At 71.5% G+C, this 19384-nt stretch carries 14 protein-coding genes; 8 read left to right on the forward strand and 6 right to left on the reverse strand.

The genetic code is table 11. From position 1 onward, the window contains the following. Positions 1 to 117: 117 nt before the first annotated feature. Both ACZ7GJ_RS05220 and ACZ7GJ_RS05225 read left to right on the forward strand, forming a co-directional pair. A complete protein-coding gene (locus ACZ7GJ_RS05220; protein ID WP_470749548.1) occupies positions 118 to 1608 on the forward strand; it encodes an MFS transporter in 1491 nt (496 codons plus the stop codon). Positions 1609 to 1763: 155 nt separating this feature from the next. Next, a complete protein-coding gene (locus ACZ7GJ_RS05225) occupies positions 1764 to 2252 on the forward strand; it encodes a hypothetical protein (protein ID WP_470749550.1) in 489 nt (162 codons plus the stop codon). 105 nt (positions 2253 to 2357) lie between these two features. Here the strand turns inward: ACZ7GJ_RS05225 and ACZ7GJ_RS05230 are convergent, their stop codons facing one another. Together ACZ7GJ_RS05230 and ACZ7GJ_RS05235 are read right to left on the reverse strand one after the other, a co-directional pair. Continuing rightward, entirely contained in the window at positions 2358 to 3818 is a 1461-nt protein-coding gene (locus ACZ7GJ_RS05230) for a nitronate monooxygenase (RefSeq protein WP_470749552.1), read from the reverse strand. 229 nt (positions 3819 to 4047) lie between these two features. Then, the gene (locus tag ACZ7GJ_RS05235) at positions 4048 to 6318 is read right to left on the reverse strand and encodes a M4 family metallopeptidase (protein ID WP_470749554.1); all 2271 of its coding nucleotides are present in this window, start codon (positions 6316 to 6318) and stop codon (positions 4048 to 4050) included. A 380-nt stretch (positions 6319 to 6698) separates the two neighbouring features. Here ACZ7GJ_RS05235 and ACZ7GJ_RS05240 point away from each other — a divergent pair, with 380 nt between their 5' ends. After that, positions 6699 to 8174 (forward strand): sugar transferase, encoded by a 1476-nt coding sequence (locus tag ACZ7GJ_RS05240; protein ID WP_470749556.1) that lies wholly within the window; start codon positions 6699 to 6701, stop codon positions 8172 to 8174. 18 nt (positions 8175 to 8192) lie between these two features. On the opposite strand, the gene ACZ7GJ_RS05245 is transcribed toward ACZ7GJ_RS05240, so the two are convergent. Further along, positions 8193 to 9134, reverse strand: coding sequence for a GDP-L-fucose synthase family protein (locus tag ACZ7GJ_RS05245; RefSeq protein ID WP_365922439.1), 942 nt, complete (start codon positions 9132 to 9134; stop codon positions 8193 to 8195). A gap of 218 nt (positions 9135 to 9352) precedes the next feature. Here ACZ7GJ_RS05245 and gmd point away from each other — a divergent pair, with 218 nt between their 5' ends. From gmd to ACZ7GJ_RS05265, 4 genes are all read left to right on the forward strand, one after another. After that, positions 9353 to 10366: a GDP-mannose 4,6-dehydratase gene (gene gmd, locus ACZ7GJ_RS05250; RefSeq protein ID WP_470749558.1), complete on the forward strand. Its 1014-nt coding sequence runs from the start codon at positions 9353 to 9355 to the stop codon at positions 10364 to 10366. Between the two features lie 247 nt (positions 10367 to 10613). Then, complete coding sequence (locus tag ACZ7GJ_RS05255) at positions 10614 to 13397, forward strand: CBM96 family carbohydrate-binding protein (protein ID WP_470749560.1); 2784 nt, start codon at positions 10614 to 10616, stop codon at positions 13395 to 13397. A gap of 113 nt (positions 13398 to 13510) precedes the next feature. After that, entirely contained in the window at positions 13511 to 14191 is a 681-nt protein-coding gene (locus ACZ7GJ_RS05260; protein WP_470749562.1) for a hypothetical protein, read from the forward strand. 143 nt (positions 14192 to 14334) lie between these two features. Then, positions 14335 to 14550: a DUF6458 family protein gene (locus ACZ7GJ_RS05265; RefSeq protein ID WP_470749564.1), complete on the forward strand. Its 216-nt coding sequence runs from the start codon at positions 14335 to 14337 to the stop codon at positions 14548 to 14550. A gap of 22 nt (positions 14551 to 14572) precedes the next feature. Here the strand turns inward: ACZ7GJ_RS05265 and ACZ7GJ_RS05270 are convergent, their stop codons facing one another. Then, entirely contained in the window at positions 14573 to 15706 is a 1134-nt protein-coding gene (locus ACZ7GJ_RS05270) for a glycosyltransferase (protein ID WP_470749566.1), read from the reverse strand. Then, positions 15703 to 16242 carry a WcaF family extracellular polysaccharide biosynthesis acetyltransferase gene (locus ACZ7GJ_RS05275; protein ID WP_470749567.1) on the reverse strand — a complete coding sequence of 180 codons (540 nt, stop codon included), beginning with the start codon at positions 16240 to 16242 and terminating at the stop codon, positions 15703 to 15705. Before ACZ7GJ_RS05275 ends, ACZ7GJ_RS05270 begins: the two co-directional genes overlap by 4 nt. Before the next feature lie 108 nt (positions 16243 to 16350). On the opposite strand from ACZ7GJ_RS05275, the gene ACZ7GJ_RS05280 reads away from it, so the two are divergent. Continuing rightward, the gene (locus ACZ7GJ_RS05280) at positions 16351 to 17862 is read left to right on the forward strand and encodes a hypothetical protein (RefSeq protein ID WP_470749569.1); all 1512 of its coding nucleotides are present in this window, start codon (positions 16351 to 16353) and stop codon (positions 17860 to 17862) included. Here the strand turns inward: ACZ7GJ_RS05280 and ACZ7GJ_RS05285 are convergent, their stop codons facing one another. Then, positions 17863 to 19326 carry an MDR family MFS transporter gene (locus tag ACZ7GJ_RS05285; protein WP_470749571.1) on the reverse strand — a complete coding sequence of 488 codons (1464 nt, stop codon included), beginning with the start codon at positions 19324 to 19326 and terminating at the stop codon, positions 17863 to 17865. Positions 19327 to 19384: the final 58 nt, after the last annotated feature.

Here is a 19384-nt window from a genome sequence, read left to right on the forward strand (position 1 = left end):
GCCGTGGGTGTGGGTGGTGGGGGATCGGCTGGGACCTTGAGGCCGGCGGAAGTCCTGCCGGACACTGCTGCTGACGAACTCTGACGAACTCCGCACCGGACCCCGAGGAGACCTTCCATGCGCAAGTGGCTGCCGTTGACCGCGGTGTGCCTCGGGGCCTTCATGCTCCTGGTCGACGTCACGATCGTGACCGTCGCCCTGCCGGACATGGCCGCCGACATGCACACCGGATTCGCCGGGCTCCAGTGGGTGATGGACATATACGCCCTCGCCCTCGCCGCCCTGCTGCTCGGCGCGGGCTCGCTCGCCGACCGGATCGGCCGGCGGCGCGTCTACCTCGGCGGGCTCGGCCTCTTCGCCGCGGCCTCGCTCGCCTGCGGCCTCGCCGACGGCCCGGGCGCGCTGATCGCCTTCCGCGCCGTCCAGGGCGTGGGCGGCGCCGCGATGTTCGCCACCACCATGGCCCTGCTCAGCTCGGCCTACCAGGGCCGCGACCGCGGGGTCGCCTTCGGCGTCTGGGGCGCGGTCAACGGCGCCGCCGCCGCGGCCGGCCCGATCATCGGCGGGCTGCTCACCGAGCAGTTCGGCTGGCGCTGGATCTTCTTCATCAACCTCCCCGTCTGCGCGCTCGCGGTGTACGTCACCCTCAGGGCCGTCGCCGAGTCCCGCAACCCGCAGGCCCGGGGCCTCGACCTGCCCGGCATGGCCACCTTCACCGCCGGCGCCGGCATCGTGACGTACGCCCTGATCCGGGTCGGGGAGAACGGCTGGAGCTCGGGCACCACCCTCGGCCTGTTCGGTCTGGGTGCGGCCGCCTTCGCCGCCTTCGTCCTCGTCGAACTGCGCAGTTCCCGCCCGATGCTGGACCTCTCGCTGTTCCGCAGTCCGGTCTTCGTGGCCGTCATGGCCGCCGCGCTGCTGATGTCCGGCGCCGCGTTCGGCTACCTGATGTACGTGTCCCTGTGGCTGCAGTCCGCCGAGGGGATGGGCCCGGTCGGCGCGGGGCTGGTGCTGGTGCCGCTCAGCCTGGCCGCCTTCTTCGTCTCCGCCGCGACGGGCAAGCTGATGCACGGGGCCCCGGTCCGGCTGACCATCGGCGGCGGGCTGCTGCTCATGGGACTCGGCGCTCTGCTCCAGGGCTGGATGCTGGACGTCGGCGACGGCTGGCCGGCGCTGCTGGCGGGCCTGACCGTCACCGGGGTGGGAGTGGGCATGGCTTCCCCGGCCCTGGCGGCCGCCGCGATGGCGGCCGTGCCCCCGGCCCGGGCGGGCATGGCGGGCGGCGCCCTGAACACCGCGCGGCAGCTCGGCATGGCGCTCGGCATCGCGGTGCTCGGTGCGGTCTTCCAGGCCGGGCTGGCCGACGGCCTCGGCGGCTCCGGCCGGCCGCACGCCGCGGCCGAGGCGCTGGCCACAGGCCGGGCGGGCGAGCTGCTGCACGCCGACCCGGGGGCCAGGGACTGGATCGAGACGGCCTTCGCGAGCGGGCTGAAGGACACCTTCTGGGTCTCGGGGGCGATGGGCCTGGTGGGCGCGCTGATCCTGTTCGCACTGGTGCGCCGGGCGGCTCCGGCCGCGGCGCCGGCTCCCGAACGCGCCGCTGCCTGAGCGGTTCCCGCGTTCGGCCCGCCGGCGGGACCGTGAGGGTGAACCCTCGAACGCGCCTCGCATGCTGAATCGTTTCGGCGGATTCGTGCGCTTCTACGCTTCCGGCGGATGTCATCGGACCCGGCATCCTCGGAACCCGAGAAACGGACTCCTCCATGCGTCTTCGTACCACCGCCGCGGCCGTCCTCGCCGCCGTCGCCATCGTCCTGCCCACCGCGGGCCAGTCCCTGGCCAACGACCACGACGACCACGACAGCCTGGGCGTCCTGCGCTACCGGTACACCGACGACGACGGTGAGGCGCAGCGCGCCAAGATCCGGCCCGCCGACAACGACACCTGCTACCGGCTGACCGAAACCTCCTGGGACAACCCGGCCTTCGCGGTGCAGAACGACACCGAGTCGGTGGCGCTGCTCTTCGAGGACCGCCACTGCGGCGGCAGCCCCGTGGAGGCACTGGAGCCGGAGGAGAGCGGGCGCAACCTGGAGGTCCGTTCGGTCCTCTTCACGCCGACCCGCCACCACGGCCACCACGACGGCCGTGACGACGACGGCCGCCACGACGACGAGGACCGCGCCATCAAGGGCGCCAACGGCGCCGGGCAGAGCGACCTCTTCACCAGGGTCTTCAGCGGCATCGGCTGAACCATCGGCCCCTTGCCCGAACGGGCCCGGCACCCCCTCGTGGGGCGCCGGGCCCGTTCCGCGTCCGGCCGGGCCCGGGTCAGGCCCGGGTCCAGGCCCGCCTCTTCAGGCCCGTTCAGCCGGGGCCGCGCCGGGGGCCAGCCAGCGCACCACGTCCGCGGCCGTGTACGGCCGGGCGTCCGGGGCGAGCCGCGGCAGGAACGACAGGTCCTTGCCGATCGTCACCAGCGCGGGCTCCACGCGCCCGCCCGGCCGCCGCTGCGCCAGGCCGATCGTCGCCAGCAGCCCGTTGCACAGGCACTGCCGGCCCTTCGTGTCGGCGGCGTCCCCGCCCTTGCGGACGTAGGCGGCCACGGGCTCGGCCGCGCACCGGTAGACCAGGCCGCGGGAGCCGCGTACGGGAGTGCGCAGGAACCCCAGGTCGCACACCCGGCGCCGGGCCGCGGCCACTTCCGGCTCCGAGACGGTGCCCGGCAGGTCCGCCACCTTGAAGGGGAAGGAGGTCGGCGAGGCCTCGGGGTCGTTGCGGACCGAGAGGGTGCCGTCGTGGGCCCGGCCGAGCAGTTCCTCGCGCAGGTGGCGCGCCATCCCGGACTCCTCGCACAGCGCGAAGGCGCTGCCGATCTGGACCCCGGCCGCCCCCGTGGCGCGGGCCGCGGCGAGCGCCTCGGGGCTCGCCTGGCCGCCGGCGAGCCAGAACGGCAGCCCGAGCGCCGCCATTTTGGCGAGATCCGGATCGTCGCGCGGCCCGTACACGGGCTCGCCGTCCTCGTCCAGCTTCATCGGCCCGCGCGGCGGAGCGCTGTGGCCGCCCGCCCCGCTGGTCTCGATCACGAACCCGTCGGGGCGGGTGGCCTCGTCCCGGGCCAGGTAGGCCGCCAGCACCGGCAGCGACACGATGGCCAGCACGTCGGGGCGGCGCAGCGGGCCGGGCAGGTGCCCGGCGAGCAGCGCCCGCGGGTCGAAGAGGTGGTCCAGCGGCTCCTCGTCGCCCTCGACGGCGATCTTGGTCACGCAGCGTTCGTAGCGCGCCAGCCGAGAGGCGAGGGCCGGGATCTGACCGGGGACTCCCGCGCCCACGAGCACGTAGTCGACGCCTGCCAGGATCGCGCCGAACATCGCGGGGGCCGTGGCCAGCTGGATCTTTTCGAGGTAGTTGACGCCGATGACACCTTCGTGTCCCTCCTTGGCGAGCCAGACCTCGGCGAAGTTGCCGAGGACGGTGAGGATCTCGGCCTGCGCACCGCCGGTCGCGCGCAGCCGGGGGGTGGTCCGCATCGCGGCGCCCTCGCCCAGGCCGTCCTCGCGGAAGTAGCAGTCGAGCGCGGCCTGGGCGAGCTCGGGGAGCGGGAAGGCCGCCAGCGCCCGGCGCGCGTGGCCGCCCGGGTCGCCGGTCTGGAGCACCCGGGCCAGTACGACGTCCAGCGCGGTCCCGGAGACCACCCCCAGCTGCCCCTCGCGGGCGACGGCCCTGGCCAGCCGCCAGCCGGAGACTCCGACGCCCATGCCGCCCTGGATCAGCCAGGGGCGCTGCGCGGCGGGATCGGTCGCGGGGGTCTGCGGCATGGGGCACGTCCGTCACTCGGGGGTTCACCCGAACCTACGGTTGCGTAGGTTCGCTGAGTTCCACTATCTCCCCGGGGCGGCCCGCCGACCGGCGCCGAAGGTCCCCGCCCCGGGGGGAGCAGGTCCCGTACGGGAAGGGCCCATGGAACAGGGCCGCCCGGGGAGGTCTTCTCCCGGGCGGCCCCGTGGTCTAGCGGTTCAGCCGTGGTTCATCCCTGGCCCGGTGGGGTCAGAAGGTGAGCTTCCAGCTGTCGATCTTGCCGGTGTCCAGGTTCGCGTTGTCGTTGACCCGGAGCTTCCAGACGCCCTGGGCGACCTCGGACGAGGCGTTGACCGTGTAGCTCTTGACGATGTTGTCCGCACTGCCGCCGGAGCGGTTGTGCAGGTTGTAGACGCTGCCGTCAGGGGCGACCAGGTCGACCTTCAGGTCACCGATGTAGGTGTGGACGATGTTGACGTCCACCTTGAGGGTGCTCGGCGCGTTGCCGGTCCGGGTCACCGTGAGCGGGGACTCGACGGTCGCGTTGTCGGCGATCGCGTAGTCCGTGGTGTTCTCGAACACGTTCTGCTGGATGGTGCCGACGGTCCAGGTGAAGGACGTCGTCCCCGTCTGGGAGGCGGAGTCGGTCACCGTGACGGTCACGTTGGACGTGCCCGTCGTGGTCGCCGTGCCCGAGATCAGACCCGTCGAGGAGTTGATCGACAGGCCGGCCGGCAGGCCGGTCGCCGCGTAGCTCAGCGCACCCGGGTTGGTGCTGGTCGCCTGGACCTGGAGGCTCACGGCGGTGTTGACCTGGGTGGTCTGGTTCGGGATCGCGGTGACCGTGACGCCGTTGGCCGGCGGACGGGCGCCGACGTTGATGGCGGCCCAGGCGTGGGCCACGTTGTTGTACGTGGCCGAGCCCGCGCCGTACAGGTCGGCGGCGGCCTGGAGGGTCGCCGTACGGGCGGCCGCGTAGTTGGTGTTCGACCGGAACAGACCGGTGGTCAGCGCGCGGAACCAGATCTTGGAAGCGGCGTCGCGGCCGATCGCGGTGACCGGGAGGCCGTCGGAGGTCGGCGAGTCGTAGCTCACGCCGTTGACGACCTTGGCGCCCGAGCCCTCGGAGGCCAGGTAGTACCAGTGGTTGGCCGGACCCGAGGAGTAGTGGACGTCGATGGAGCCGATGCCCGAGTACCAGGCGTCCTTCGACGAGCCGTCCTTGCTCGGCTTGTCCATGTAGCGCAGCGGGGTGCCGTTGCCGCGGATGTCGATCTTCTCGCCGACCAGGTAGTCGCCGACGTCCTGCGGGTTGTTGGCGTAGAACTCGACCGCCGCCGCGAAGATGTCGGAGGTGGCCTCGTTCAGGCCGCCGGGCTCGCCGCTGTAGGTCATGTTGCCGGTGACCGAGGTCAGACCGTGCGTCATCTCGTGGGCGGCCACGTCGGTGGAGGTGAGCGGCTTGGCGTTGCCGTCACCGTCGCCGTACGTCATGCAGAAGCAGTTGTTGTCCCAGAAGGCGTTCACGTAGTTGTTGCCGTAGTGGACACGGCTGTACGGGGAGACCCCGTCGTTGCGCAGGCCGTTGCGGCCGTGCACGTTCTTGTAGTAGTCCCACGTCACCTGCGCGCCGTAGTGCGCGTCGGCGGCGGCGGTCTCCATGTTGGACGCCGCGCCGTTGCCCCAGATGTCGTCCGGTCCGGAGAACAGGGTGCCGGTGCCGGAGGTGCCCCGGTTGAGGTTGTTCGTCTTGTGGCCGCCGCGAGTGGCGTCGTTCAGCGTGAAGTTGCTGCCCGACTGCGAGGTGCCGATGGTCACCTGGCCGCTGTACATGGTGTTGCCGGTGCCGGTCTCGATGGCCTGCCAGTCGGTGATCTTGGCGCCGGTCTTGGCGTTGGTCACCACGTGCAGCTCGTTCGGCGTGCCGTCGTGCTGGAGCCCGCCGACGACGGTCTCGAACGCGAGGACCGGAACACCGTCGGCCGCCCAGATCACCTTGCGGGCGCCCTTGGAGGCCTTGAGCTCCTTGGAGCCCTCGGCGCCGGCCGCGGAGACGGCCTGGCTCTCGGCGGCCTCCGTGGACACGGTCGGGCTGGTGTCCGCGACCTTGATCTCGTGGTTCGTGGCCTTGGTGACGCTCTTGGTGACGCCGCCCTTGGCGTGGATGGTCAGGTCGCCACCGAGCACGGGCAGGCCGTCGTAGGTCCGCTCGTACATGGTGTGCGTGGTGCCGTCCGCGTCCTTGGTCACTTCACGGACGACCAGCTTCTCGCCGCTGCCGAGGCCGAGAGCCTTGGCGGCCTGCGCGGTGGTGGAGTTGGCCTCGGCCAGGAGCGTCGCACGCTCCGAAGCGCTGAGTTTGAGGTTGGCCGCGCCCGGGTTGGACTGGACGGACGTGGGGGCCTGCGACGCGGTGGCGTCGGCGGTTGCGGATCCGGCCTGTATGCCGACGGCGAGCATCGCTGCCGCAGCAACGAGCGCGCCGACCGCGGTGGCACGCCTCTGGGGGGTGGGACTCAACGCAAACTCCTTCTGCAAGGGGGGTTCCGGACGGCTGGGTGGGCCTCCGGGCAGAACAGGCTGGTGCGATGAACGGTCGAAGAGTGCCACCTGAGCGCCGTGATGTCAGGGCCGCGTCAAAAGGTTGGCTGGAAACAGTTCGTTGTCCGAAGAGACGTATCCGGTATCCGAACCATTCACCTTCGTGTGAGAAAAGGGAGTCCATCATCCGGAACAGGTGATACCGGTTGCTAACGCTTGAGCAACGAGAGGTCTCGTTCACGCAAACGGCATCTACCGTACGGGTGTTTGTCGTACTGTTTCCCGGTGCGCCAGATGTCCGTTGCCCGGGGAAGCCGCGGACACGCGCCACTGTCATAGACCACGTGCCAGGGGGGCCCATGAGGCATGTCCATATTCCTGCGCAGAGAGTGGCCAGAGCAGCCGCGGGGGCGGCTGGGCCGGCCCGTCGGCTGGGAGACAAGGCCCGCTGGTACCTGCCTGCCGCCGTCACCGCCGACTTCCTCGGCGCGGCCGTTCCCGTCGGGCTCGTCTTCGAGGCCGCGCAGCAGGTCCGGCCCGTGTACTGCGGCGTCGGCACCGCTCTGGCCTGGACCGGGGTGCAGGCGCTGCGGCGCCGGTACGCGTCCCGGGTGCTCGGTGAGTCCCGCGGTGTCCTGCCGGTCGTACACGACTGGCTGATTCTGATCGGTGTCCTCGCCGTGGCGCGGGTCGTGACGGGTGAGAGCACCCCGCGGCTGTCCGCGCTCGGCGCCCTGCTGCCCGCCCTCCTGATCACCGTCGCCTGCCACAAGCTGACCTACCGCCACCTCTCCGCCGCCCGCCGCGAGGCGCACGCGGTGAGCCGGGTGCTGGTCATCGGCGAGCCCGACGCCGCCGAGGACGTCATCGCCCACCTGGCCGCACGCACCGACCACCCGTACGTCGTCGTCGGCGTGGTCCCGGTCGGCGCCGGGGCCATGGCCAGCGGGGTGCCCGTGGCGGCCCGGCTGGAAGCGGGCATGCCGCAGGCCCCGAACGGCGACTCCATCGCCGTGCTCGGCGCCGTCGCCAGCCACCACGCCGATCTGGTGCTCGTGGCCCCGGGGGCGCGGATCACGGGGGAGCGGCTGCGCCGCGTCGCGTGGGCCCTGCACGACGCCGGGCTGGAACTGGCCGTCTTCCCGGGGCTGGTGGAGGTTTCCGTCAAGCGCCTGGAGACCCTGTCCGCGGGCGGGCTCGCCGTACTGCGCGTGGCGCCGCCGGTGAGCCGGGGCGTGCAGACCGTGCTGAAGTCGGCGCTGGACCGCGTGGGGGCCGGGGTCGGGCTGCTCCTGCTGCTGCCGGTGTTCCTCGGAATCTTCCTGGCCATACGGTTCGGCTCGAGCGGTCCGGCCTTCTACCGGCAGCGCCGCATCGGCCGCGACGGGGTCCCGTTCGTCATGTGGAAGTTCCGCACCATGGTCGTCGACGCGGACGCGCGCAAGTCGGAGCTGTCCGGGGCCAACGAGAACGACGGCCTGATGTTCAAGATGCGCCGCGACCCCCGGGTGACCCGGGTGGGCCGGCTGCTGCGCCGCACCTCCATGGACGAGCTGCCGCAGCTGTTCAACGTACTGGCCGGGCACATGTCGCTGGTCGGCCCGCGGCCCCCGCTGCCGGAGGAGGTGGCGCAGTACGACGAGGTCGAGCTGCGCAGGCTCACCGTCCGGCCGGGGATGACCGGGCTGTGGCAGATCAGCGGACGATCCGACCTGTCTTGGGACGAAACGATTCAGCTTGATCTGCAGTACGTCGACAACTGGTCCTTCACCAGCGATGTCGACGTGATGGGCCGTACCCTCCGCGCCGTCGTCGACGGCCGCGGAGCGTACTGAGGGGCCCTGAGATTGCGATCAGCTCTGCTCGCGCCACCACCGGTAGGTGGAGGCGATGCCGTCCCGCAGCGGGATCCCCGGCTTCCAGCCCAGCGAGGTCAGCCGGCTGACGTCCAGGAGCTTGCGGGGGGTTCCGTCCGGCTTCGAGGTGTCCCAGGCGAGCCGGCCCTCGAAGCCGGTCACCTCGGCGACCGTCTCGGCCAGGGCCTTGATGGTCAGGTCCTCGCCGCAGCCGATGTTGACGGGCTCGTCCCCGTCGTAGCGCTCCAGCAGCACCGCGCAGGCCGCAGCCAGGTCGTCCACGTGCAGGAACTCCCGGCGCGGGGTGCCCGATCCCCAGAGGGTGACCTCTTCGCGGCCCTCGGCGGCGGCCTCGTGGAAGCGCCGGATCAGGGCGGGCAGCACGTGCGAGGACTCCAGGTCGAAGTTGTCGCCCGGGCCGTAGAGGTTCGTGGGCATGGCCGAGATGTACGAGGCCCCGTACTGCTTGCGGTAGGACTGGACCTGGACGATGCCGGCGATCTTCGCCAGGGCGTACGCCTCGTTGGTGGGCTCCAGCGGGCCGGTCAGCAGGGCGTCCTCGCTGATCGGCTGCGGGGCCAGCTTCGGGTAGATGCAGGAGGACCCGAGGAACAGCAGGCGCTCCACGCCGGCCGCGTGCGCGCCGGCGATCACGCTGAGCTGGATCTTGAGGTTGTCCTCCAGGAACTGCACCGGGTACGTGCTGTTGGCCATGATCCCGCCGACCTTGGCGGCGGCCAGTACGACGGCGTCGGGCCGGACGTCCTTCAGGTACGCCCCGGTCGCGGCGGCGTCGCGCAGGTCGAGGTCGGCCCGTCCCCGGGTGAGCACGTCGTGGCCGTCGGCGGTGAGGCGGCGGACGACCGCGGACCCCACGAGGCCGCGGTGGCCGGCGACGAAGACGCGAGCGTTCGGGGGCAGGAGCGGCGAGCTTGTCATACCGCCGATGATGCCAGCCCGCCCCCGCGTCCCGAGGGGCAGCCCCGCGCCCGACCGAATCCGCCGCAAAGACGGCGGGACCGGGCGTGTACGGTACCCAACCAGCTCCGGGCCCCTGGCCCGAACGTGCGCAGCGCCCCCCTGCCGGGGCCCGCCGCACGCACACCGAGGCGCAGCCTCACCACACACCGAACAGCAACCACCACCAGGGGGACCCCATGGGCAAGACCGCGCTGATCACCGGCGTCACCGGACAGGACGGCTCGTACCTCGCAGAGCTCCTGCTCTCCAAGGGCTACACGGTGCACGGGCTCGTGCGGCGGTCCTCCAGCTTCAACACGGAGCGGATCGACCACATCTACCAGGACCCGCAGACGGCGAACCGTTCCTTCGTGCTGCACCACGCGGACCTGTCCGACGGCGTCGCGCTGGTGAACCTGCTGCGCGACATACGCCCCGACGAGGTCTACAACCTCGGCGCCCAGTCGCACGTCCGCGTCTCCTTCGACGCACCCCTCTACACCGGCGACGTGACCGGCCTCGGCGCCCTGCGCCTGCTGGAGGCCATCCGGGCCAGCGGGGTCGACACCCGCATCTACCAGGCCTCCTCCTCCGAGATGTACGGGGCCACCCCGCCCCCGCAGAACGAGGGCACGCCGTTCCACCCGCGCAGCCCGTACGGCGCCGCCAAGGTCTTCGCGTACTGGACCACGGTGAACTACCGCGAGGCGTACGACATGTTCGCCGTCAACGGGATCCTCTTCAACCACGAGTCCCCGCGCCGCGGCGAGACCTTCGTGACCCGCAAGATCACCCGCGCGGTGGCCCGTATCAAGGCCGGCCTCCAGGACCGCCTCTACCTCGGCAACCTCGACGCCGTCCGCGACTGGGGCTACGCCCCGGAGTACGTGGACGCCATGTGGCGCATGCTCCAGCAGGACGAGGCCACCGACTACGTCGTGGCCACCGGTGTCGCCGCCACGGTCCGCGAGTTCGTCGAGGCCTCCTTCGGCCACGCCGGCCTCGACTGGAACGAGCACGTGCGCTACGACCCCAAGTACGAGCGCCCCAGCGAGGTCGACGCCCTCATCGGCGACGCCTCCAAGGCCAATGAGCTGCTTGGCTGGAAGCCGACCGTCCTGGTGGCGGATCTGGCAAAGATCATGGTCGACGCCGACATCCGCCAGGTCGAGGACCAACTGGCGGGCGTGACGGTCCGCATCGACCGCTGAGGGCTTATATTTCCCCTACGATTTGCCGTGTCCCGGTCATTCGCGCAGTTCTCTGCGGGTGTGGCCGGGGCAAACCTGCCGTATGTCCGTAGTGCGCCCTCCATGCTGAACCCTGTTGATTCCAAGTTGGTATGCAATGGGTCAAGTGAGGTGACCGGGACCTCGCGTGAGCCCTAGTCTGCGCCCAGTACATATGGCTGTTCGGATAGTTCCAGCCATCAAACCGGGCGATTGCCCTGGGGGGCTCATGCGTAGATCAAGAGGGCTGACTGCTGCCCTCGTCCTGTCACTGGCCGGCGCCGGCACCGGTATGGGCCTGGTGCTCATGCCCGAGGCCTCCGCCATCACGGCGCCCGTGGCATTCACCGCCGACAACCTGCCGACCTGGCAGCCCAATGGCATCGTCTGGGCGATGGCCCAGGCCAACGGCACCGTCTTCGCCGGCGGTACCTTCTCCGCGGTCCGCCCGCCGGACAACTCGGGCAGCGGCACCGAGCAGGAAGCCGTGAACTTCGTGGCGCTCGACGCCGCGACGGGCACCCCGACCTCCTGCAAGCTCGCCTTCACCATCGGCGACGGCACCGCGACGGTCCGCACGCTGACCGTCTCGCCGGACAAGAAGACCCTGTACGCGGGCGGCTACTTCGGCGCCGTCAACGGCACCCCGGTCTCCAGCGTCGCGGCCATCGACATCGAGACCTGCACCCCCAAGGCCTCGTTCCACCCGAGCTTCCCCGCCACCGTGCGCTCGCTCGCCGTCACCGACGACACCCTGTACGCGGCCGGCGACTTCGGCACCGTCGAGGACCAGACCCGCGAGCGCTTCGCCGCGGTCGACGCCACCTCCGGTGCGCTCAAGCCCTTCACGGCCAACGCGGACGAGCCGGGGCGCGCCGTCGCGGTCACCCCCGACGGCAAGAACGTGCTGCTGGGCGGCGACTTCTTCTCGGTCAACGGCTCCAACACGCACGCGCTCGCGGTGGTCAACTCCACCACCGGCGCGGTCGCCAAGACCTACACGAACATCCCGTCGAACTCGGTCGTCAAGCACATCTCGACCGACGCCACCGGCTTCTACACCGGCAACGAGGGCTCCGGCGGCGGCGTCTTCGACGGCCGCATCGGCCTGCGCCTGAGCGACTTCAGCGAGAAGTGGCGCGACCGCTGCCTCGGCGCGACGCAGTTCGTCCTGCCGTACGAGGGCGTGCTCTACAGCTCCTCGCACGCGCACGACTGCTCCACCGAGCTGGAGTTCCCCGACGGCAAGCGGAACTTCCTGCTGGCCCAGCCGACCGACCACGAAGGCGCCGCCCCCGCGCCCGTGGACGGGTTCGTGCGCGGCCCGCGCAAGCTCGGCTGGCACCCCACCGCCAACGACGGCCTCGGCGAGGGCATCGGCCCGCGCGTGATGGCCGTGGCGGAGAAGAACGACGTCAAGTACATGTGGGTCGGCGGTGAGTTCACCCTGATCAACGGCCAGCCGCAGCAGGGCCTGACCCGCTTCGCCTCCACCGGCGACGTCGGCGCCCCGACCACCCCGGTCGCCAGCGCCGCCGCCGTCAAGCCGAACGAGGTCCAGGTCCGCTGGCGCACCAGCTACGACCAGGACGACAGCAAGCTGACGTACCGCATCTACCGCAACGGCTCGGCCACGCCGATCGCCTCCGTGGTCGCGGACTCCGTCGAGTGGGAGCGCCCGCAGGCGTCCTGGGTCGACACCACCGCCAAGGCCGGCCAGTCGTACAGCTACCGGGTGACCGCGACCGACGCGGCGGGCAACACCAGCGCCCTGTCGGCGTCCGTCTCCGTGACGGTCCCGACCTCGGTCCAGGCGTACCCGAACCAGGTCCGCGCCGACGGTGCCAACCTGTACTGGCGCTACGACGACACCGTCAGCCCGTACGTCGCCGACTCCTCGGTCAGCGGCAACACCAGCGGCATCCAGCTGAACGCCCCGGCCCTGCGCCAGGCCCCCGGCGCCGTCACCGGTGCCAGCACGGCCATGGGCTTCAACGGCACCAGCCAGCAGGTCTACAGCGACCACCGCCAGACGGTGGGCACCTCGTACACCATCGAGACGTGGTTCAAGACGAACACCACGCGCGGCGGCAAGCTGATCGGCTTCGGCAACAACACCGACCGCAACAGCGGCACGTACGACAAGCAGCTGTACATGACCAACACCGGTCGCCTGATCTTCGGTGTCTACAACGGCTCGACCCGGACCATCTCCACCGGTCTGTTCGACACGTTCAACGACAACAAGTGGCACCACGTGGTCGGTACGCAGGGCCCCGCCGGCATGGCGCTGTACGTGGACGGCCAGTCCAAGGGCACCCTGAACGTCACCAACTTCAACGCCTACGCCGGTTACTGGCACGTGGGCGGGGACAACCTCAACAGCTGGCCGACCCGTCCGACGAGCAACTTCTTCGCCGGTCAGATCGACGAGACGGCCGTCTACCCGACGGCGCTGTCCCAGGCCCAGGTCAAGAACCACTTCGACCTGGCCAAGGCTCCCTCCGACACGGTCTCCAAGGTCTCCACGACCGAGGACACCTACATCAACCAGGGCGCCCCGAGCGCCGCCAACGGCGCGGCCACCTCGCTCGCCGTCCGCGGCAGCGGCTCGCTGTACGAGACGTACCTGCGCTTCAACCTCCCGGCCGCCCCGGCCGGGCAGGTCCTGAAGGCCGCCTCGCTCCAGATCAAGACCACCACCCAGACGGGCGCCGGCTCCGCCGACACCATCTCGGCGGTCCCGGTCACCGGCACCTGGAGCGGTACGGACACCACCTTCAACACCAAGCCCACGGTGGGCACCACCGCGCTCGGCACCATCTCGGCGGTGCCGGACGGCTCGGCGATCCAGAGCATCCCGCTGGACACCGCCGCGCTGACCTCGGTGCTGAACTCCAGCTACAGCCTGGCCCTGACGAGCAACGGGTCCGACCCGCTGTGGATCTGGTCCTCGGAGGCGACGGCCGCCGACGCCGCGCCGCAGCTGGTCCTCACCTTCGGCCCGCAGTAGCAGCCTGACGGAGTGCGGGGTCCGGCTTTCACGCCGGGCCCCGCACTCCTGTAATACCGAGCAGTTCCGAGAACCCTGAGAACCGAGTACCCAGTAAGTACGGGAGCCACCTGATGTACCGACGCTCCGCAGCGGCTGCTGTCCTGCTGGCCGCAGCCCTGACCCTGACCGCCTGCGGCTCGGACGGTGACGGCAAGGCCGACGCCGGCGCGGCCGCCAAGGCGAAGCCGCCGGCCTCTTCCTCGGCCCCCGACCCGGCGGACTCCCCGGCGGCGCCCACCGCGCCCGAGGCGAAGCCGACGGGTCCCGTTCTGCCGGACGCGAAGCTCACCCCCAAGACGGGCAGCTTCAAGGAGAACGAGAAGAAGTACCTGAGCGGCCGCGTCCCGGAGAAGATGGACCCGGCGGCCGTCCTGCAGACCGGCCAGGACTCCTGCCAGCGGGTGGAGCGCACGGCCAAGCGCGACAAGGACGCGGCGACCGGGTCCATCGTCGCCGGGGAGATCCCGGGCGCGAAGGACGCGATCACCTACCTGTGCCCGGAGCAGAAGCCGATCCTCGCCGCGGCGGAGAAGGGCTTCCCGGACGGCACGAAGCAGTCGCCCGCGGCGGGCACCTACCGGGCGCTGACCCAGAGCACCACCTGCGCGTGGGAGGCGAAGGGCAAGGACGGCGGCACCCTCGCGTCGGGCCCGGAGGCCCCGGTCAAGGCCGGCGACAAGATCACGGCCGCCATCCCGGCCGGCACCGCGGAGTTCGTCTCCACGGGCTGCTACGCCTGGGTGCCCGCGTAGGTCCGGGCGCCGGACCCCGTACGTACGAGAACGCCGCCGAGGACCGGATTACCGGTCCACGGCGGCGTTTTCGCGTCCGCTGCCCGGGTAACCGCGTGGTCACGGCACGACGACGGGCTACCGCTGTTTCGGAGGCGAGCGTCATGGGAGGAATGGGCAGTTGCATCGCCCTGATCGTGGTGGGGGCGATCCTCACCTTCGCGACCGACTGGGAGATGGAGAGCGTCAACCTCGACCTGGTCGGCCTGATCATGATGGTGGTCGGCGTCATCGGCCTCGCCGTCTACGCGAGCGTCCTCAAGCGCCGCCGCATCATGGGGGCCGTCCCCGTGGCGGGGGAGCGCCGGGACGTCCTGTGACGGGCGGCCCGGCTGCCGCCGGCTACCCGCGGGCGCGGGCCGCCTCGTAGACCGGCAGAAGGGTGTCCAGGACCGCCTCCATCGAGAAGGACTCCGCGGCCAGTTTGCGGGCCGCCAGGGACGCCGACCGGTTGGCCTCGGGGTCCAGCAGGGACAGGACCGCGGTCGCGACGCCCTCCGGCCCGGGATCCACGGCCAGGCCGGCGCCCGCGGCGGCGATGTCGCGGGCCAGGCCGTTGGAGTGGGTCACCACCGGCGGGACGCCCACGGAGAGGGCCTCCAGCACCGACATGGGGAACGGCTCGTCCACCGAGGGCAGTACGTACACATGGGCCCGGCGCAGCTCCGCCAGGACCTCCGCGCTCGACAGCGCGCCGGGCACCGAGAAGCGGTCCGACAGCCCGAGCGAGGCGATCCGGGCGCGGACCGCCGCCAGTTCGCCCTCGTCGGGTCCGGCCACCACGAACCGTGCGTCCGGGTGGGCCGCCAGGATCGCCGGGGCCGCGGAGACGAAGTCCACCGGGCGCTTACGGGCCTGCAGGCGCGCCGAGTACAGGATGCGCGGGGCACCCGCCGGAGCCGGCCGCTCCTCCTGCGCCGGGGTGCCGTTCACCAGCCGGACGGCCTGCGGCAGGGGCGCGCCCACCACCGCGTCCAGGCCCTCCCGCTCGTGCGGGGTCAGGTACAGCACCGCGTCGGCGCCGCGCAGCAGCCGGCGTACGGCCACCGCGTCGAGCACCTTGGCCAGGAGCTTGTCGCTCGGGTCCACCATGCCGTGGGTCTGGAGGACCAGCGGCTTGCGTGCCCGCAGCGCCGCCAGGGCGACGGGCAGGGTGACCAGGTCCCGGGCCAGGTGCACGTGGACCACGTCCGCGTCGCGCACCAGGCGGCCCGCCGAGGCGAGCAGCGCAGGCGAGGTCATCCCGCTGAAGCCCAGGGGGAGCAGGCGCCGGGCGGGGAAGAGCCTGGCCGGAACACCCTCCACCGAGGTGGGCCACGGGTCCGGGAAGCCCTCGCCGAGGGCCAGCAGCCGGGCCTCGTGGCCGCGTGCCCGCAGCCCCTTGGCCAGGTTCAGCGCGACCCGGACCGGCCCGCCGAAGGCGTGCGAGGGGGAGTGCAGCGTGACGGCGTGCAGAACTCTCGAAGCGGCGCTCACTTGGGCTCCTCCACCGGGCGGCGGTGCCCGTCCTGGGTCTGCAGGGTCAGCTCCGGCAGGTCCTTGTGCACGACGGAGCCCGCGCCGGCGACGGCGCACCGGCCCACGGTCACCCCGGCGAGCACGGTCGCCCGTACCGCCACCCAGGCACCGTCCTCCACGACGATCGGGGCGTTGCGGTAGCGGAAGTCGGCGGCCCGGTGGTCGTGCGAGCCGGTGCACAGCATCGCCTCCTGGGAGACGCACACGTGCGAGCCGATCACCACCGGCTCCAGGTTGAGCAGCCAGGCGCCCTCGCCGATCCAGGTGTGGTCCCCGACGGTCAGCTTCCACGGCCACAGCACGCGCACCTTGTGGCGGATCAGCACCCCCTCGCCGATCTTCGCCCCGAAGGCCCGCAGCAGCGCGACGCGCAGCCGGGCCGGGCAGAACCAGCTCATGAACAGCGTGTTCATCACCGCGAACCAGAGCGCCTGGGTCAACAGCCCGCGGCCCTTGTCGTATCCGGCCAGCGTGAAGGCAGGAAGATCACGCACAGCAGCCCCTCATCATCCGCCCCGTCAACCACCCCGTGGGCGCCTCCCCGGGCGCCGCCCGCTCAGACTAGACTGCGCGCGGATCAGGCACATGGGGTGGGGGCAGCAGTGGCAACGGACATACGCAAGCCCACCGTCACGCCTCCCGCGCCGACCGCCGAGGACGAGGCCAAGTGGGGCCGGGTCACCACCCCGCGCACCCTGCTCTCCCGCGCGCTGTCCGTCCCGCTCGCCCTCGGGTTCACCGTCTTCCTGCCGCTCTTCGTCGCCGTCCAGACCGGCGCCGGCGCCCACGACGCGGCGTTCTGGCTCCAGCTCCTGCTGACCATGTACGCGGGCGCCAGGCTCTCCGCGATGGTCCTGACCAGCCGCCGCAAGCTGCTCCAGGGCTCCTTCTGGCTCTTCGTCTACATGGCCATGGGCGTGGCCCCGCTCGCCCAGGCCGTCCTCGGCCAGGTCCCGACCCCCGTCGTCGGGCCCCGCTCCGACCTGACCGCAGCCATCGGCCTGGTCCTGCTCGGCTGCGCGGCCTTCGACGTGGGAGTGCTGCTCGCCCGCCACCGGCCCGCCGGCCGCGCGGGGGGCTCCCAGAAGGAGCCGCGCCCGGTGATGGCGCACCGGCGCAGGCTCCAACTGCTGACCGGGCTGTCGTTCCTGTGCAGCGCGGCCTTCATCATGAAGCTCGGCGGCCCGGCGGTCTTCTTCTCCAGCCGGCAGGAGATCATCGCCGGCATCGAGGAGGCGGGCGTCTCCAACGGCGACGGCCAGGCCGGCCAGGCCCTGCTGCGCGGCTTCGGCACCGTTCCGGCGCTGCTCGCGCTGCTGCTCTACACGCGGTGGCTGATCACCTCGAAGTTCGCCCGGCGCAAGGTGTCGATCATCGTCACCTGGTCGGCCCTCGCGGCCCTGAACCTGGTGGTCAACAACCCGATCTCGAACCCGCGCTACTGGTTCCTGACCGTCATGTTCGCGCTGCTGTTCACCGTCTTCCCGGTGAGCGCGGCGATGTACCGGGTGGCGCTGTCGATGGCCGTGGTGATCGCCCTCCTCGTCTTCCCCTTCGCGGACCGCTTCCGCTACGACGAGAAGAACTACAAGCCCGTCGAGACGACCTCGTTCCTGGAGCCGATGGCCCTCAAGGACTACGACCAGATCGGCATGTTCGCCAACACCATCACCTACGCGGAATCCGGCCCCGGCCACCTCTACGGCCGCCAGCTCGCCGGTTCCGTCTTCTTCGCGGTGCCGCGCTCGGTGTGGCCCGGCAAGGCGCGCGACACCGGCGTGATGGTCGGCGTGTGGATGGGCACCGTCAACACCAACCTCTCCTCCCCGATCTGGGCGGAGCTGTGGGTCGACTTCGGCCCCCTGGGCATGGGCGGCGGGCTGATGGCCATGGGGTACGCCGCCGCCCGCGTCGACCGCCGCTACGCCAAGCGGGCCACCCGCCGGTCCCCACCGGGGAGCCTGATCTCGGTGGTGGTCCCGCTCGTCGCGGGCTACTCCTTCATCCTGCTGCGCGGCCCGCTCCTCCAGGCCTCGGGCCGCGTCGCCATCGCCGCGATGTGCCTCGCACTGGTGGCCACGTACCGTACGGACAAGGACACCACCCTGCGCTGATCACGCGGCGGCGGGCGCCTTGACGGGCTCGGCGGGCGCTGGCGGCCCGGACGGCTGCCCGCGCAGCGGGACCTCCTTGAGGCACACGGCCGCGGCCAGTCCCGCGAGGCTCAGCAGCGCCGCGCACAGGAAGAGGCTGTGCGTCCCTGCGGCCACCGACTGCGGGCTGATCCCGTCGCCGACCCGGCGGGCGAAGAGCGATCCGAAGAGCGCGACGCCGAAGGAACCGCCGATGGTGCGGAAGAGGGTGGAGGAGGCCGAGGCGACGCCCATGTCCTTCACCTCGACGCTGTTCTGCGCGATGGTCATCGGCATCTGCATGGCCAGGCCCAGACCCGTGCCGAGCACCACCATGTAGAAGGCGGAGGTCCCGCGGCCGGTGCCGGCGTCCATCGTGGACAGCAGGTACAGGCCGAGCGTGACCACGCTGCCGCCGACCACCGGGAAGACCTTGTACCGGCCGGTCCGGGTCATCACCCGGCCGACGATCTGCGAGCACAGCACGACCGGGAGCACCATCGGCAGCAGCAGCATCCCGGAGTTGGCCGCCGAGGCGCCCTGCACGGACTGCTGGTACATCGGCAGGAAGCTCACCACGCCGAACATCGCCGCGCCGGTGGTGAAGGCCATCACCGAGGACAGCGACAGGTTGCGGCTGCGGAAGACGGAGAGCGGCAGCACCGGCTCCGCCGCCCGGGTCTGGGACCACAGGAACGCGCCCAGGGCGAGGACGGTGAGAGCCGCCAGGCCGAGCACCTGCGCCGAGCCCCAGGCGTACTGGGTGCCGCCCCAGGTGGTGAGAAGGACCAGCGCGCCGATGGTCGTGGTCAGCAGCGCGGCGCCCGGGTAGTCGATGCGGGCCGAGGACCGCTTCGCGGGCAGGTGCAACATCGACTGGATCCACACCAGCACGACCACGCCGATCGGCAGGTTGATGTAGAAGCTCCACCGCCAGCCCAGGTGGCTGGTGAGGAAGCCGCCGAGCAGCGGTCCGCCGATGGTGCCGATCGCCATGATCGTGGCCGACATGCCCTGGTACCTGCCGCGTTCACGCGGTGAGACCAGTGCGCCGATCAGGGCGAAGGCGCCGACCACGAGCCCGCCGGCGCCGATGCCCTGGAGGGCCCGGAAAGCGATCAGCTGCTCCATCGACCGGGCCGCGCCCGACAGTCCGGAGCCGATGAGGAAGATCGTGATCGCGATGAGGAAGGTGCCCTTGCGGCCGTGCAGGTCGCCGAGCTTGCCCCAGACCGGGGTGGAGGCGGCCGTGGCGAGCGTGTAGGCGGTGACCACCCACGACAGGCGCTCCAGGCCGCCGAGTTCGCCGACGATCGTGGGCATCGCCGTGCCGACGACCATGTTGTCGAGCATGGCGAGCAGCATCGCGAGCATCACGCCGAGCAGGGTCAGGCGTATCCGCCCGGGGGAGGCGGCCTCGGCCGCGCAGGGTGTGGTTTCAGGCATGGCCCCACGGAAGCACAGCCGAATCCAGGCGTACTGGGACCGGATGTGACGCGGCCAC

The organism is Streptomyces sp. NPDC037242 (assembly GCF_055604165.1).

Bases quoted from the DNA above. Each gene is read 5' to 3' on its own strand.
- ACZ7GJ_RS05260 (WP_470749562.1), top strand. From the start codon at position 13,511: ATGTACCGACGCTCCGCAGCGGCTGCTGTCCTGCTGGCCGCAGCCCTG.
- ACZ7GJ_RS05245 (WP_365922439.1), bottom strand. From the start codon at position 9,134: ATGACAAGCTCGCCGCTCCTGCCCCCGAACGCTCGCGTCTTCGTCGCC.
- ACZ7GJ_RS05220 (WP_470749548.1), top strand. From the start codon at position 118: ATGCGCAAGTGGCTGCCGTTGACCGCGGTGTGCCTCGGGGCCTTCATG.
- ACZ7GJ_RS05285 (WP_470749571.1), bottom strand. From the start codon at position 19,326: ATGCCTGAAACCACACCCTGCGCGGCCGAGGCCGCCTCCCCCGGGCGG.
- ACZ7GJ_RS05265 (WP_470749564.1), top strand. From the start codon at position 14,335: ATGGGAGGAATGGGCAGTTGCATCGCCCTGATCGTGGTGGGGGCGATC.
- ACZ7GJ_RS05255 (WP_470749560.1), top strand. From the start codon at position 10,614: ATGCGTAGATCAAGAGGGCTGACTGCTGCCCTCGTCCTGTCACTGGCC.
- ACZ7GJ_RS05240 (WP_470749556.1), top strand. From the start codon at position 6,699: ATGAGGCATGTCCATATTCCTGCGCAGAGAGTGGCCAGAGCAGCCGCG.
- gmd (WP_470749558.1), top strand. From the start codon at position 9,353: ATGGGCAAGACCGCGCTGATCACCGGCGTCACCGGACAGGACGGCTCG.
- ACZ7GJ_RS05225 (WP_470749550.1), top strand. From the start codon at position 1,764: ATGCGTCTTCGTACCACCGCCGCGGCCGTCCTCGCCGCCGTCGCCATC.
- ACZ7GJ_RS05230 (WP_470749552.1), bottom strand. From the start codon at position 3,818: ATGCCGCAGACCCCCGCGACCGATCCCGCCGCGCAGCGCCCCTGGCTG.